1 rRNA gene is annotated in these 449 nt (G+C 51.9%); it reads left to right on the top strand.

Annotation, left to right across the window (positions count from 1 at the left end):
* A 16S ribosomal RNA gene (locus tag FDX24_RS00050) occupies window positions 1-402 on the top strand; the annotation flags it as partial.
* Window positions 403-449: the final 47 nt, after the last annotated feature.

The following is a 449-nucleotide window of genomic DNA, read 5'->3' as shown; positions in this document are numbered from 1 at the left end:
CGGGAACTCAAAGGAGACTGCCAGTGATAAACTGGAGGAAGGTGGGGATGACGTCAAGTCATCATGGCCCTTACGAGTAGGGCTACACACGTGCTACAATGGCGCATACAAAGAGAAGCGACCTCGCGAGAGCAAGCGGACCTCATAAAGTGCGTCGTAGTCCGGATTGGAGTCTGCAACTCGACTCCATGAAGTCGGAATCGCTAGTAATCGTGGATCAGAATGCCACGGTGAATACGTTCCCGGGCCTTGTACACACCGCCCGTCACACCATGGGAGTGGGTTGCAAAAGAAGTAGGTAGCTTAACCTTCGGGAGGGCGCTTACCACTTTGTGATTCATGACTGGGGTGAAGTCGTAACAAGGTAACCGTAGGGGAACCTGCGGTTGGATCACCTCCTTACCTTAAAGAAGCGTTCTTTGAAGTGCTCACACAGATTGTCTGATGAA

It is taken from the genome of Citrobacter sp. wls716, from assembly GCF_005280975.1.
GTDB lineage: Bacteria > Pseudomonadota > Gammaproteobacteria > Enterobacterales > Enterobacteriaceae > Citrobacter > Citrobacter youngae.
The sequence above is the reverse complement of the archived record's forward strand: the minus strand, read 5'-3'. Positions and strand labels throughout refer to the sequence as shown.